At 65.7% G+C, this 13,960-nt stretch carries 9 protein-coding genes; all 9 read right to left on the reverse strand.

Going from position 1 to position 13,960, the window contains the following annotated elements:
* Positions 1–118 precede the first annotated feature (118 nt).
* The 9 genes from KU43P_RS12595 to tssJ all read right to left on the reverse strand — a co-directional run bounded on the left by KU43P_RS12595 (position 119) and on the right by tssJ (position 13,946).
* Complete coding sequence (locus KU43P_RS12595) at positions 119–1,870, reverse strand: L-lactate permease (RefSeq protein ID WP_317663497.1); 1,752 nt, start codon at positions 1,868–1,870, stop codon at positions 119–121.
* Between the two features lie 206 nt (positions 1,871–2,076).
* Positions 2,077–3,174, reverse strand: a complete 1,098-nt coding sequence (tssA, locus tag KU43P_RS12600; protein ID WP_317663499.1) for a type VI secretion system protein TssA — start codon at positions 3,172–3,174, stop codon at positions 2,077–2,079.
* 93 nt (positions 3,175–3,267) lie between these two features.
* Positions 3,268–3,786: an Hcp family type VI secretion system effector gene (locus tag KU43P_RS12605; RefSeq protein WP_008100157.1), complete on the reverse strand. Its 519-nt coding sequence runs from the start codon at positions 3,784–3,786 to the stop codon at positions 3,268–3,270.
* 144 nt (positions 3,787–3,930) lie between these two features.
* On the reverse strand, positions 3,931–6,426 hold the full coding sequence (gene tssM, locus KU43P_RS12610; RefSeq protein WP_317663501.1) for a type VI secretion system membrane subunit TssM: 2,496 nt from the start codon (positions 6,424–6,426) through the stop codon (positions 3,931–3,933).
* A complete protein-coding gene (gene tagF, locus KU43P_RS12615) occupies positions 6,423–7,331 on the reverse strand; it encodes a type VI secretion system-associated protein TagF (protein ID WP_317663502.1) in 909 nt (302 codons plus the stop codon). Before tagF ends, tssM begins: the two co-directional genes overlap by 4 nt.
* Positions 7,328–11,131: a type VI secretion protein IcmF/TssM N-terminal domain-containing protein gene (locus KU43P_RS12620; protein WP_317663503.1), complete on the reverse strand. Its 3,804-nt coding sequence runs from the start codon at positions 11,129–11,131 to the stop codon at positions 7,328–7,330. Before KU43P_RS12620 ends, tagF begins: the two co-directional genes overlap by 4 nt.
* Positions 11,132–11,161: 30 nt before the next feature.
* Positions 11,162–11,878: a type IVB secretion system protein IcmH/DotU gene (gene icmH, locus KU43P_RS12625; protein WP_317663504.1), complete on the reverse strand. Its 717-nt coding sequence runs from the start codon at positions 11,876–11,878 to the stop codon at positions 11,162–11,164.
* Positions 11,875–13,218: a type VI secretion system baseplate subunit TssK gene (gene tssK / locus KU43P_RS12630; RefSeq protein ID WP_317663506.1), complete on the reverse strand. Its 1,344-nt coding sequence runs from the start codon at positions 13,216–13,218 to the stop codon at positions 11,875–11,877. Before tssK ends, icmH begins: the two co-directional genes overlap by 4 nt.
* Positions 13,215–13,946 carry a type VI secretion system lipoprotein TssJ gene (gene tssJ, locus KU43P_RS12635; RefSeq protein WP_317663508.1) on the reverse strand — a complete coding sequence of 244 codons (732 nt, stop codon included), beginning with the start codon at positions 13,944–13,946 and terminating at the stop codon, positions 13,215–13,217. The genes tssK and tssJ overlap by 4 nt, the downstream gene beginning before the upstream one ends.
* Between the last annotated feature and the right edge of the window lie 14 nt (positions 13,947–13,960).

Consider the following 13,960-nt stretch of genomic DNA (forward strand, 5'->3'; position numbering starts at 1 on the left):
ATCATCTGGCCCTATCGCCGGCAAGCCGGCTCCCACAGGTATCCCACTCATCTTGAGCCCAGTGGGATACCTGTGGGAGCTGGCTTGCCAGCGATAGGGCCCGTGCAGACTCAGCGATTCAACCTCCCACTACCATCGAGGTAAACGGCGCCACATACGCCTGCAAGGTCACCAGGCAACCCACCAGAATCGCCAGAATGATCGAGTGGAAGAACACGTAGCGCAGAATCTCGCCCTCATGCCCATACCAGCGGGTAGCGGTGGACGCCACCACGATCGACTGCGCATCGACCATCTTGCCCATCACCCCACCCGAACTGTTGGCCGCGGCCATCAGTACCGGGCTCAACCCCAGTTGCTCCGCCGTCACCCGCTGCAACCCGCCGAACAGCACGTTGGACGCCGTGTCCGACCCGGTCAGCGCCACCCCCAGCCAGCCGAGCAGGGTGCCGAACATCGGGTAGAAGATGCCCGTGGCGGCGAACGCCAGCCCCATGGTCGCATCCAGCCCCGAATAGCGCGTGAGAAAGCCCAGCGCCAGCATGGCGACGATGGTGATCAGCGAATAACGCACCACCCAGATCGTGCGCAGGTACTGGCGCCCCAACTCCAGCGGCGAATAGCCCATCAGCAGCCCGCCGAGGATCGCCGCCAGGAAGATGCCGCTGCCGGTGGCGGTGAACCAGGTGAACTTGTACTGGGCGTCCTCTTTCTTCGGCGCCGGCACCACCGGCGGCACCTTCTCGATGTGCTGGTGGATGGTGTCAAAGGTGAACACCGGCGCGAACACCGGGTTGGCCTCGCGCAGCGGCTTGCCCTGCGGGTCGAGCATGGCCACGCCGCTGGCCGGGTCGATGGCTGCGCGGGTGTCGAACAGGTTCTTGAAGCTCGCCGTGCCCCAGGCGAACACGAACACGGTGAGGATGATCCACGGCATCCAGGCCTTGAGCACGCTGCGCTGGTCGCGCTGGGCAAAAGCGTTGCTGCCGGGGCTGTCGTCGGCCTCGACCTTGGAGTTGTCCACGCGCCCGGTCAGCGCCGCCGAGGTGTGCACCGTGGCCGGCTTCCACACCCGCAGGAAGGCGGTCAGGCAGGCCATGGAGATCAGCGCGGCGATCACGTCCACCAGCATTGGCCCGTGGTAGTTCGACACCAGGAACTGGGGAATCGCGAAGCTCACCCCGGCCACCAGGATCGCCGGCCAGATTTCCAGCATCTTGCGCCAGCCGGCGAAGGCCCAGATCAGCCAGAACGGCACGATCACCGAGAAGAACGGCAACTGCCGGCCGACCATCGCCGACAGCTCCATCTCATCCAGGCCGGTGACCTTGGCCAAGGTGATGATCGGCGTACCCAGCGCTCCGAAGGCCACCGGCGCGGTGTTGGCGATCAGCGCCAGGCCCGAGGCCGCCAGCGGCGAGAAGCCCAGGCCGATGAGGATCGCCCCGGTCACCGCCACCGGCGTGCCGAAGCCCGCCGCGCCCTCGAAGAAGGCGCCGAAGCAGAAGGCGATCAGCAGCAGCTGCAGGCGGCGGTCATCGGTGATGCGTGCCAGGGAGTCCTGCAGCACTTTGAACGAGCCGTTCTCGGTGGTGAGGCGGTGCAGGAAGATGATGTTGAGCACGATCCAGCCGATCGGCAGCAAGCCGTTGGCCGCCCCGTACAGCGCGGCGGAGCCGGCCATGCCAGCGGGCATGCCGAAGGCGAAGATCGAGATCAGCAACGCCGAACCCAGGGCGAGCAGGGCGGCGATGTGGGCTTTGATATGGAAGAAGGCCAGTGCTGCCAGCATGACCACTACCGGCACAGCGGCCATGAGGGTGGAGAGCCAAGGGCTTGCGAAGGGATCGTAGATTTGCTGCCAGACCATTTGCCACCTCGTTGTTGTTGTGTGAGGTTTCGCGTTTTTTGGGCAGGTTGGCATGCAGGGATGCCAGGGGGAGTATAGGAAAGGTTTCTGGCTGCAGTTGATGTTGTGAAGCTGCGGGCCCTATCGCCGGCAAGCCGGCTCCCACAGCGATTGGCGGTGCTGTACTTGTGAGAGCCTGCTTGCCGGCGATAGGGCCAGCGCGATCATCAGGACTGCTTTTCGCGCGTGCCCAAGACATCGCGAATATTGTCCACCACATTGCTGTCCTTGATCACATCGCGCAGCCAGCCTTCCAGCGGCATGTTGCCCCACTTGATGGCGCGTTCGATCAGGTACGGCACCGGGCTCTGCGGTTCGCTGTGCTTGAAGAACTGGGCAATGCCCGCGAGCATCGTGAAGGCTTCGTCGCGGTTCAGCGGGGTAGTGCGCATCACTGCAGGCGCTGCAGCCTGGGCGGGACTGTCCATTGATTCTCCTGGCTCGGCGTCAGCGCTGGCGGGCGCTACGGGTTCGGGCGGCGCCACGGCGAGCGGGTGCAGTTCAACGCCGCGGTCCTTCAGCAGTTTTTCTGCCAGCTGCCCCGCCCGCGAGAGCATGTCGGCAAGGCTGGCAAAGCTCGGCCCTTCGGCGCCGAACAGGCGGTCGGCGGTGGTCTGCAAACGCTCGCAGGCCTGCAGGCTCCGGGTAATCTGCAGGGCCTTGGCGCGCAGGTGCTCGGTATCGCTGAGCACCACCGAGCGCTGGAAAATCTCGGCGTTGATCTTGCCTTCGGCCAGCGCCGTCTGCATCGCCTTGGGGTTCTGCAAGGCGAGGTTTTCTACATGGCGTGATTCGTCGTAACGCAGCACGCCGAAATGCTGCCCCTGGGTAATGGGCAATCCACCGGTGATGTCGGTGAGGGTGGTCTTCAGCCAGGCCAAGCGTGCGGCACGTTCGTCCAGGCCGTCTTCGAGCGAGGGGTAGGCGCTGTCCCAGAAACTTTCGAGGATGCGCTCGGCCAGGCTCAGGCCAAAGGTGATGCCCTGGAAATGATCGCGCTGGGCCAGGCCTTCGCTCAGCCAGGCGACCAGCATCAGGTCCTTGCTCTGTTCGGCAAGCCCCTGGGCGGACAGCTGGATGACCTTTTCCCAGTCGGCGGTCTTCAGGTCGGTCTGCCAGTCGCCCTGGGTCAGGTAGTCAGGGTCTGCCCGGCGCGCCTCCTTGATCTGGTCGAACAAGGCGGAGAAGCTCAAGTCTTCGCCGCTGCCACCGTCGATCGGCGCGGCCAGCTCGGCCAGCGAAAGGTCATTGAGGATTTCAGACATAGGACACTCTGATCAGGGAAGTAGAACACCGCGCCGGGTAGCCCGGCACGGTGTGGGATGTGGGCCGCGTGCGCGACCCACTGCAGCACGTGCTTAGGCGAACACTTTGTTCGCGGTGCGGTCCCAGCCGCCGACGATGTTGCCGCCAGCCTGGCCGTCGGTACGGTTCTGCTGGGTGTAGGTGGTCTTGATGCGAGCGAAGTTGAAGCTGATTTCTTCGATCGGCAGGTCGCTGACCGCCTTGTCTTCACCGCCCTGGTTGCCACCGGCGACGAAACGTACCGAGGACACCACCACTTCTTCCATGTCGATGGTCAGGTAGGTGACCTTGTCACCACCGGCACGGTTGACGTTCAGCTTCAGTTTGGCGATGTGCTTGCCGGTGCAGCAGTGCTCGAACAGTTTGGCCGAAGCCTTGTCGACGGCTTTGCGGATCTTGAAGTCGGTCAGCGCCACGCGCTCGGAAGAAGCACCGCCCGAGGAACTGGCAGTGGCCGAAGTGGCCTGGGTGGCGCCGTACTCGTAGCCCAGCACTTCGATCCAGTCCTTGTGCTTGTCGTCCAGTACTTCGCCTGGGATGCCGTCGATTTGGATATACGCGTCAAATGCCATTGTGAAACTCTCCATTAACATCAGTAGAAGGGCGCTCATGCGTCCCTTGCTGTTGACCTCGCTGACCAGGTCAGCCGAGGTAGCTTGCCGCCCGCCGAGCTTCCTCCAGTGAGGCTCGGCTGGCCGGTTCTTGCAGGCGCGGCCTCAGTTGAGCCCGCGCACTTCGATTTCTACCCGCCGGTTGGGCTCCAGGCACTTGATCAGCTGCGCCCGTGGTTGCTGCATGTCGCAGTTGACCAGCGGCTTGCGGCTGCCTTCGCCCTGGGCGCTGACCAGTTCCGCCGGCACGCCCTTGCCGACCAGGTAGGTGCGGATGGTCTGCGCCCGTTGCCGGGAAACCTGCAGGTTGCCCTGGGCATCGCCCAGTTGGTCGGCGTGGCCCGAAATCACGATCTTGCCGATATTCGGGGTGTTCAACAGTTTGCTGGCGATGGCGCTCAGCTGGTTCTGGCCTTCGCTCTTGAGGCTCTGGAAATCGGCGCGGGCGAAGGCGAACAGGGTGTCCGACTCCAGCGTGATGGTCTCGATCGAGCGCAGCGACTGGGTCAGCAGGCTGTTGATGTAGTTGCGCGAACTGGACATCAGGAAGGCGTTGTCGAGGATGCGCGGGACGTCCGGCTCGCGGATCTGGTCGGCATAGAACACGATCTGCCGGCTGGCATAGGCGTAGTCCTGGTTGGCCGCGCTGTCGGCGGCGGAACTGGCCATGGTCTTGCCGGTGTGGCGGGCGATGGCCGGGTACCAGTAATCCGGCATGTGCGCCTTGAGGAACGCCGGGTCGGCCTTCTCGCGCTGGGCGGGCGAGAGCATCACGTAGGTGTCCAGGGCCGCCTTGCCGAAGTCGGCGATCGACTGGGCGCGGTTGTCGTGGGGCAGGGCCTCGGCCTCGACGCTGTCCACGCCGCTGACCGGCTGCAGCACCGGGCTGTTGCGCTGGTAGACCTTGAGCGTGGTCAGCAGATACAGGGTGCGGGTGAGGTTGTCCGCGGTGGGCTTGAGCATCACGTTCTGCAGGGTCGCGAAATAGCGCGTGCGCAGCACTGGTTCGACCTTGTGACCCTGGTACAGGCCCAGGCGCATGCCCAGCGGCACGGCCTGGTCGTGGTGTTGCCGGTAGTAGTGCCCGGCCCAGAAACGCAAGCGGTCGAGGCTGTGCCAGGCGGCGTACTGCCCAAGGTTGGCCTGGTCTTCATGTCTGGCCTGGGCCAGCTCGTCGGCGATGCTGCCCAGCGTTGCGCGGTTGTTCAGGTATGACCAGCCCCACAGGCTGCACAGTACCAAGCCCGCCAGGCTGGCGGCGCCGACCCAGGCGGCCTTGCGCTGGCGCTCGCGGCGATTGCTGGTGTACAGCGCCACCAGGTGCTGGTCAGGGATGATCACCTTGCGGAACAGGCTGTTGATGAACAGCGGCGCGGGCTGGCTGCCGGCAGGGCTGGCGCCGAGGTCGTGCTGCAGGGCGAAGCGCTCGGCGACCTGCTGGCCGTGGCTGCCCCACGGGGTCTCTTCGGCCTCCAGGGCGGCGGTGAAGTAGAAGCCGCGCAGCAGCTCGGCAGGCTGGTACGGGTTGGCCCGCAGCAGGCTGTCGACGAACGCTTGCAGGCGCGGCTTGAGCGCGGCCAGCTCCAGCGGGAAGCGGTAGGCGGCATCGTTCTGCCGGGTCAGCTGGATGTCCTGCTGCACCAGCTGCTGGCCTGCCACCTGTTGCCAGTAGCCGCAGAGCTCGTCCATCGCCTTGCCGAAACGCTGGCCCCAGTCGGCCTGTTCGTAGTGCTTGTGCGAGAAGGTCTTGCCCATCACCTCGCCACGCGCCGCGTCGTCCAACTGGCGGTAGAAGGGGGTGAAGCCGGGGATCAGGTCGCACTTGGTGAACACCAGGTAGATCGGCAGGCGCACTTCCAGCAATGCGCAGCTTTCCTGGATGCGCTCGCGCAGGCGCTTGGCCACCCGCGCCTGGTCCTCGGCAGAACCCTGCAGGATGTCGGCGATGCTTACGCTGACGATCAGGCCATTGAGCGGCCGGCGCTGGCGATGCTGGCGCAGCAGCTGCAGGAAGCCGCGCCACTTGCCGGCTTCTTCGGGGCTGTTCATGTAGCGCCCGGCGGTGTCCAGCAGTACCGCATCGGCGCTGAAGAACCAGTCGCAGTTGCGCGTGCCGCCCAGCCCCGCGACCCGCATGCCTTCACGCTCGGCGTACGGGAAGTTGAGCCCCGACTGCAGGATCATGGTGCTCTTGCCCGCCGCCGGCTGGCCGATCACCAGGTACCAGGGCAGGGCGTAGAGCGCATCCTTGGCCGCTGTGCCGCGCGGGGCGTTGCCGTGCAGGCGCTCAATGCCCTGCAGCAGGCGTTCGCGCAGCAGGCTGACCTCTTCGCGGTCGGCGGGCGTGGCGTTGAGTACCGCCTGGTCGGCGTCATCGCGCAGCAGGGCTTCGAGGTTGTGGTGCTGGCCCGCGCCGCGGTACAGCAACAGTACGTAGCCTGCCGACAGCAACAGGAACACGCCGATACCCGCCAGCAGGCTGTGCAGCGAGGCGAAGCCCAGGGCCCGGCCGATGGCCCAGACCAGGAAGATCGCCAGGAAGAAGGCCACCCCCAGCAGGTAGGGTTGGTAGCGCAGGCAGTAGTACTTGATCTTGTTCATACAGGCGTCGCATCCAACGCATCGACGAAGCGGTCGATGATGTGTTCAAGGGGGCGGTCGAAATCGTGCCCGTGTGCGCCGGGCGCCATCGGGCCGAGCAGGTCCAGGTGCTGGCGTGCATCGGCCGTGGCACTGAGCAGGCGGTAGGCGGTGTTGCTGTGGCGTGAGGTGAAGCCGTACAGCCGCGGGTGCATGAAGTCGTCCGCCAGCAGGCTCACCGCCGGGCCGCCATGGCGGCCACCCATGCGCGTCAACCAGGTCTGCCACAGGTCGGCGGTGGGGTTTTTCAGGCCGCGTTCGGCCGGCAGCGGCAGCTCGATGCCGCCTTCGAAGTCCCTGTGCAGCAACGGCCAGGCTGCCTGCAGCCGCGACAGCGCGGTGGCGCCGTCGAAGGTAGGCCAGGAACCCTGCAACGCCCGGGTGACATCGGCAAAGCTGAAGTCATGCAGGAACTTGGCATGGACCCGACGGAACAGGTCCAGGTCCTGGCCCTGTAGGGGGCGCAAGGCCTTGATGCGTTCGAACAGGGTCGCGCAGTCCGCACCCTGTACCGCCTGGTGCAGCAACGGCTTGATCTGCGTGCTGAACAGCTCGCCGAGGGTGAACGGGTTGGGCAGCGCCTCGCCTTCCTGGCCCTTGAGCAACTGGAAGATGAAGAACGGGTAGCGCCGGTCGCTGGCATCGCGTGAGCTCAGCAGGCCACCGAGCAGCCAGTTGCCATTGCGCGCCCGGTAACTGAAGAAACACATCGGCAAGGCGTCGAACAGCGCCTGCCAGTCTTCGCGGTGGCGCATCGCCGCCAGCGAAGCCTGCAGCCAGGCATCGAACTCGCAGACTTCCTCAGCCGCACCATGCAGGCTGACGAAATCCGCGCTCGACGGCAACTTGCCGAAGCAGCCGATCATTGCGCGCCCCTGTCGTTGAGCGCGCTCAGCGCCTTGACGTCACCCAGGTCGGTCAGCTTGACGCCACCGAAGTTGCGCACCACCAGGCTGACCCGGCCGCTGGCGGTGTTCCAGCTGAAGCGCTGCTGGATACCGTCCAGGTCCTCGACCCGGGCGCTTTCGTTCATGCGCAGCAGGCCCCAGCGGCCCGGGAAGTCGAACACGGTGACCCGTGCGCCAGTGAGGGTGACCACGTCCAGGCGTGCGCCCGGGGCGTTGCTGCTGCCCGGCCAGGCGAAGCGGCTCCAGCTGCTGCGGCCGTTGCGGTAGTGCTGCTCCTGGCCGTCGAGGGTGAAGACGATGTCGGTGAAGCTGCTCGACGGTTCGAGCATGATCTCGAAACCGTTCTCGCGGTCCGACAGGCTGGCGATCACCTGGCCCACCGAGCTTGCCCTGTCGATGCTGTTGAGCATGTCGGGGTTGACCAGCGCCGGTCCCTTGCTGTTGCCAAGGCCCAGGCCTTCGCCACCGGACAGGTTGCCGATCTCGTTGCGCTTGAAGGTCGGCAGCAGGCCGCTGTCGGGGTCGACGAAGCGCTGCAGGTCCTTGACCGAGGCCTCGTTGCGGCTGCCGCTGGCGATCGGGTAGCGGCGGGCCATGACCTGCTGCCAGGGCTTGGCGATCTGCTGGGCCCAGGCCTTGGCGATCTGCTGGCCGGCCGGATCACGCAGGGTTTCCCACGCATACTGGATGGGCAGGCTGAACAGCCCCTGCAGCGAACGCGACAGGCCGTCCTGGCTGGTGTCGACGCTGGTTTCCACGTAGTTGCGCACGGTGGTCACTTCGCTCGGCTGGCCTTCCAGGGTTTCGGCGATCAGCTGCTTGCTGCCCTTGCCGACGTCCTGGGAGCGCTGGATGTTGTTCATGCGCACCTTGAGCTTGCGCAGCGCGGCCAGGTAGCGGTCCATGATGGTGCTGTCGGCGCCTTCGGCATTGCTTTCGGCGAACACCCGCGCCACCGGCTCGAAGCGCTTGGCCAGGCTGCCGTCGTCGACCGCCGGCAGGCTGGGCGCCACGGCATCGGGCAGGGCGTCATTGGCGTCGAGCAGGCCGGTGACCTTGCTCCAGAACCCGTCCATCCGGGCGTTACCGGTGGCCGGCATTTCATGTTTGACGGGCAGGTCCCACTGGGTGTTGTCGTTGACCGCGGCCAGCAGGTTCTTCACCGGCGAATTCTGCACATCGCTGTGCAGCCCCAGCTGTTCGGTGGCCGAGGCCAGGTCGGCGAAGTGACGCACACCGACGCTGCTGACCATCTTGTACCAGGCCTGGGTGTAGTCGCGTTTGTAGCGGGTCATGAACTCGCGCACGAAGTTGGCCTTCTGCACGATGGCATCGCCGCCTTCGCCATCGAGCACCCAGTCCGTTTCGTTCTGCAGGTTGCCCGACACCAGCTTGATCAGCTCGGGCTTGACGAAGGCCTCCCAGCCTTGGCGGGTGTAGATCGCCGGTACCCCGGCAGAGCCGTACAGCAGCGCGCGGCCAGGTTGCGGCACCAGGTCGTTGAGGCTCAGGGCCGGGAACTGGCGGCTCGCTTCCAGCTGCAGGCGCAAGTACTCACGGTCGACCAGCGAGCTGGAGATCATGAACGCCTTGAGGTTCTGCCGGGTTTCGCCAATCAGTTGCGCGTTGCGTGGCAGCGCAGGGGCCTGGCCCTGTTCCAGCAGTTGCACGTACAGCGGCGCGTTCTCGGCGATGACGCCCTCGTCGGCCGGTGTGCCCTCGGTGGCGGCGCTGGCCCAGGCCTGGGGCAGGCTCGCGGCGACGAAGGCCGCGTCCGGGTGGGCCTGTGGCTCGGTCAGCAGCAGGTACAGCTTGAGGGTGTTGTAGGCATCGATGATCGAGGCCACCTGCTGTTCGTCCAGGCGCCCGAGCATTTCTTCCGACAGTGACAGGCCACCGGTGGTGGCCGACAGTTCGGCGGCATCGCTGGTGGTGGCCAGGTTGACCTTGGCGGCATAGGCGCCGGCACGGGTGTTGGCCAGTGCGGCCTGGGCCTTGGCGGCAACGCGGGGGGCCAGTGGCTTGTCGTTGCGTTTCTTCGGTGTTGGGGCCGGGGTGAATTCCAGTGCCTGGTTGATGCCATTGGCGAAGGTATTGAAGGCACGCATCTGCACTTGCAGGTTACGTGCGATGGGCTCCAGGGCCTGGCTGCGCAGTTGCGCCAGGTAAGCGCTGCGCGCCACCTCATGCACGGCCTCGCCGTGGTACAGGCCGGCGCTCAGGCGCAACGGCACGCCTTGCAGGCGATGGCCCTCGACGGTCGCCATCTGCTCGCGCAGCACTTCCAGGCCTTTGCCAGCAGCCAGCAACTGCTCGCGGTCGGCCGATTGCTCGATCTCGGCCAGTTGCCCGCGCAGGCTGTCCAGCCACTGACGGTTGTTGGCGAACGACAGCGCCTGCCAGCCGATGAACGCCACCCCGGCTGCAGCGGCCAGGCCCAGCAGCAGCGGGCTGAACGCCGCCTGGCGGCCCAGGCGCGACTGGTACAGGGTGAGGTCGCGGTCCGGGAAGATCACCCGGCGGAAGGTGTCGGTAATGAAGAAGCTGCGGTTGCCTGCCGGCTTGACGCCGGCGTGGGGCGCGTCGTCATGGGCGACCTGCAGGGCGAAGCTGTCGGCGATGGCGTCTTCGTACACCTGGCTCAGTTGCTGGTCAGTCTGCAGGGCGCTGGTGAAGTACAGGCCGCGCAACAGCAGCGGCGCGCTGCCATGCTGGCTGCGGGTGAAGTGTTCGAGGAACTGTTCGAGCACGCCATCGAGCTCGGCGAAATACTGCGCGAAGCTGATCAGGGTGCTGTCGGCCGACGCGCCCAGGCTGATCATCTGCGCATCGACATGCTGGCGGATGTGGGCCTGCAGGTTCTTCAGACGCGTTTCAAGTACGGCGTGCAGGCCCTGGTTGCGGATCTCGTTCAGGCCGAAGGTCATCCCCAGCGGTTGTTGGCGCTGGTGCAGGTCAAGGCCCTCGAAGGCCTGGCTGAAGCCCGGCAACTGGTCGGTCTTGCTCAGCATCAGGTAGATCGGCGGGTTGGCGTCCAGGCATTCGGCGTACTCCTGCACCCGGGCCACCAGCTGGGCGGCCAGGGCTTCACGCGCCTCGCTGTTGGAGGCCAGCAGCTCCGGCAGGCTGACCACCAGCACCAGGCCATTGATCGCCGCCTTGCCGCGCTGCTTGCGCAGCATGCGCAGGAACGCCGCGAACTCGCTGGCCGACTGGTCATCGCGCAGGTAACGGCCGGCGGTGTCGATCATCACCGCGTCTGGGCTGAAGTACCAGTCGCAGTGCTGGGTGCCGCTTTCGCTGTCATTGGCGGTGGCGATGCTGGCCGACAGGCCCGAATGGGTGAGCAGCGAGGTCTTGCCGGCCGCCGACATGCCGAGCACCAGGTACCAGGGCAGGTCCGACAGCGCGGCCTTGCCGCCACCGCCGGCGGAGCGGTCGGTGCGCAGCATGGCGATGGCATGCTTGAGGCGTTCGCGCAGCACGTGCTGGTCACGGAATTCGCCGGTGGCGTTCCACGAGCGGTCGACCTCGATCTGCAGCAGGTTCTCCAGGTTGTGTTCGGCACGGATACGCTGGTACTGGCGCAGCACGATCACCAGCAGGAAGCAGGCGCTGACGATCGCCAGCGCTTCCGGTACATGGTGGCGCAGCCACGGCACCATCGGTGCCACCAGCCAGCAGATCAACAGGGTCGCCAGCCACAGCAGCGGCAGCAGCACCCAGAAACTCTTCAACAGACGCAGTAATGTTTTCATGTCTTCCTGACTCGGCTACCTGAAGGGTGTTCAGGCACTGAACAGCTGGCGGATTTGTTCGGAAAGGGCGGCGACGTCCTTGTCCAGCAACCAGTCGAGCGTGAGGTACACGCCGACACAGACCAGTGCGATCAACCCCAGGTACACCCACAGCGGCACTTCGTGGCGCAGCATCTGCGACACCTGGTCGGGCAGGGCCCAGTCCGGCGACAGGGCTTTGGGCGGCTTACGGTAGCGGGCGATGTCCTGGCCCAGGGTGTTGGCCAGGTAGCGCAGCTGGTCCTTCTGGCCAAGGCTGAACTTGCCTTCGAAGCCCAGGGCCAGGCACAGGTGATAGACCTCCAGCACATCGAGGTTCTGCTTCACATCGGCGCGCAGCGCCTCGACCTTCTCGAAGAAGCCTTCACCTGCCAGGTGCACGCCGAAGTAGCGGAACTGCAACGGTTGCAGCTCGAAGTGCTGGCGCAGCGCGTTGTCCTTGGCGCGCAGCACGCTCTCGTCGAGGAAGGCGCACAGCGCGTACTGGGTGTCCTTGACCTGCTCGACGCTGTAGTTGGCCGACCGGGCATCGCGCTCGAGGTTGGTGAAGAAGCGCTCGATGCTGCTTTCGAAGGCCGGCACCGAGGTCACCTCGCGGCCCTTGCGCACGATCAGCGCCATGCTGATGAAGTCCTGGACCAGGTCCTTGAGCGTCGGTTTTTCGCTGGCGGCCGCGACGGCGCCCTGTTGCAGTACGGCTTCGGTCATTTGAGCACCGCCATCAGTTCAAGCTTGAGGTTGGTAAAGGCGCTGGGCGCGTAGAAACAGATGGTCTGGGCGTTCATCATTCGCTCGTACACATGGCCATGGGGCTCGATGGCGAAGTACTGGTTGTCCAGGCGCACCGGGATCGCGTTGGGCAGGCGCGCGGCATGGTTGAGGGTGACGCCGGGCATGGCGCTGTTGACCACCACCTCGATGTCTTCCGGCGAGCCGACCTTGACGGCCCGCGGTACCAGCTCCAGCAGGCTGGCACCGGGCATGTCGGCGTGTACCGAGATATAGAAGTCGGCCTCGGCCAGGCGCGCATCGTGCAGCTGGCCTTGCCAGTACGACGGTTTGGTCTGGGTCAGCTTGATGACGATGCACTGGTTGGGCACCACGTTGTCGAGCATCACCCGGATCATCTCGTCGAGCTTCACCAGCGAGGCTGCCGGGTCGTGGTGGTCGTATTCGGGGATATCGCTGAGCTGGGTGTCCAGGGTAAAGGTCAGCAGCCCGCCGGCCAGGTCGGCAAGGAACAGGTACAGGCGCTCCGGGTGCAGGCGCGGGTGGGCCAGCAGGTGCGCCAGCTGCGGGTGGGCGCGGTTGACCGTGTTCAGCAGCCAGAAGAGGGTGACGTCGCTGGAGCCGAACTCGGCGATCTGGTCGGCACGCTCGCGGCGCCGGCCCGACAACGCCTTGCTCTTGGCCTGCAGCGCGCCGAGCAGGCGCTTGCCGATGCCCGCCAGGGTCTCGTGGCAGCCCAGGTGCAGGGTTGGGTGAACGAAGTGCGGGTCGAGGTTGAACCCGCCCATGCTGTTGCGCGTGAGCTTGGCCAGCGGGCAGTGGCTGTAGCCATCGAGGCTGTCGCCATCGACCAGCAGCACCACGTTCAGGCGCAGGCTGGTGATCTCGTTCTCGAGCTCGCCTTCGTTGAGGTCGGGCAGGGTATCGAACTGCTTGCGAAAACGCCGTGCGGCCTTGTGTTCCTGGCCATCTTCGACGTAGTTCAGGCCAAACGGCTCGGGCAGTTTGAGCGCAGCGTACACCTTCAGGTCGTTGGCCTTGAGCAGGTCCTTGAGGTCGCGCGCGGCCGGCAGCGGGTCGTGCTGCGGCGCGTCGTACAGGCTGCCGTCGGGAAACACCAGCTTCAGGCGCTTGAGCTGCAGCGAACCGTTGGCCAGGGCGTCTTCGTCCACTTGCAGCGCCTGCACGCCCCAATGGAAGGGGGTTGCGCGCAGGGTCGCCTCGGCCAGCTGGTGCTGGTGGAACTCATCCTGGTACTGGAAGTGCTGGGGCAGCAGGAACATGCCTTCCGACCACATCACCCGGCTCTGCTTGCTCATTTGACGCTATCCACTAGTGAATTGAAGGTTGAATCCATGGCCTTGCCAACCGACTCCCCGGCAGCGTCGGCGGCCTTGTCGACCACCGCGTCCTGCACCTTGTCGCCCAGGGTTGGCGCGGTGGGCGGCTGCAGTTGCTGCTGTCGTGCGGCCGCCAGCTGGTCGGCGGTGGGTGGTTTGTTCAGCACATCCATGCCGCGCACGGCGGTGATCTCGGTGTTGTCGACCAGAATCCGCAGGCCGTCGGAGGAGAACCAGATGCCGTCCTTGCGCAGCGAGTCGGCATCGAAGGCGACCTTCCAGCGGGCATCCTGTTCATCGCGGAAGAACGCCGCCACGCCGACGTAGCGGGTGCTTTGCGCCAGTGGCCACTGGTCGATCTGGCCAATGCCCGGCAGCAAGGTGAGCTCGCGGGCGTCGATCAGGGTGTTGCCCAGGGCTTTTTCCGGCGCCTCCCAGAGGGTGTCGGCGTCGCTGGCGGCGAAGCGTTCGAGGTCGGTCAGCTGATACACCCGCATCACCACCGACAGCGGCTTGCCGTCGGCGCCAGGGTTGAGCTGGTTGCCGCCATCGGAGGTGAGGATCACCTTCTCGCTGTCGGCCAGCATGTCGGCGGCCCAGCTGTCTTCCATGCGCTTGCCGATGCGGTCGCTGACGCCGCAACCGGCCAGTGCCAGCAGCAAGGCTGCGGCGGTCAGGCGCTTGAAGGCGGGGTGTGGGGTGTACATCACGTTAAGACCTC

Source organism: Pseudomonas sp. KU43P, from assembly GCF_033095865.1.
Taxonomy (GTDB): domain Bacteria; phylum Pseudomonadota; class Gammaproteobacteria; order Pseudomonadales; family Pseudomonadaceae; genus Aquipseudomonas.

What these genes read in the sequence shown, in the direction of transcription:
- tssA (WP_317663499.1), bottom strand. Translation starts at nt 3,174, where the DNA reads ATGTCTGAAATCCTCAATGACCTTTCGCTGGCCGAGCTGGCCGCGCCG.
- tssJ (WP_317663508.1), bottom strand. Translation starts at nt 13,946, where the DNA reads ATGTACACCCCACACCCCGCCTTCAAGCGCCTGACCGCCGCAGCCTTG.
- tssK (WP_317663506.1), bottom strand. Translation starts at nt 13,218, where the DNA reads ATGAGCAAGCAGAGCCGGGTGATGTGGTCGGAAGGCATGTTCCTGCTG.
- KU43P_RS12595 (WP_317663497.1), bottom strand. Translation starts at nt 1,870, where the DNA reads ATGGTCTGGCAGCAAATCTACGATCCCTTCGCAAGCCCTTGGCTCTCC.
- tagF (WP_317663502.1), bottom strand. Translation starts at nt 7,331, where the DNA reads ATGATCGGCTGCTTCGGCAAGTTGCCGTCGAGCGCGGATTTCGTCAGC.
- KU43P_RS12605 (WP_008100157.1), bottom strand. Translation starts at nt 3,786, where the DNA reads ATGGCATTTGACGCGTATATCCAAATCGACGGCATCCCAGGCGAAGTA.
- tssM (WP_317663501.1), bottom strand. Translation starts at nt 6,426, where the DNA reads ATGAACAAGATCAAGTACTACTGCCTGCGCTACCAACCCTACCTGCTG.
- KU43P_RS12620 (WP_317663503.1), bottom strand. Translation starts at nt 11,131, where the DNA reads ATGAAAACATTACTGCGTCTGTTGAAGAGTTTCTGGGTGCTGCTGCCG.
- icmH (WP_317663504.1), bottom strand. Translation starts at nt 11,878, where the DNA reads ATGACCGAAGCCGTACTGCAACAGGGCGCCGTCGCGGCCGCCAGCGAA.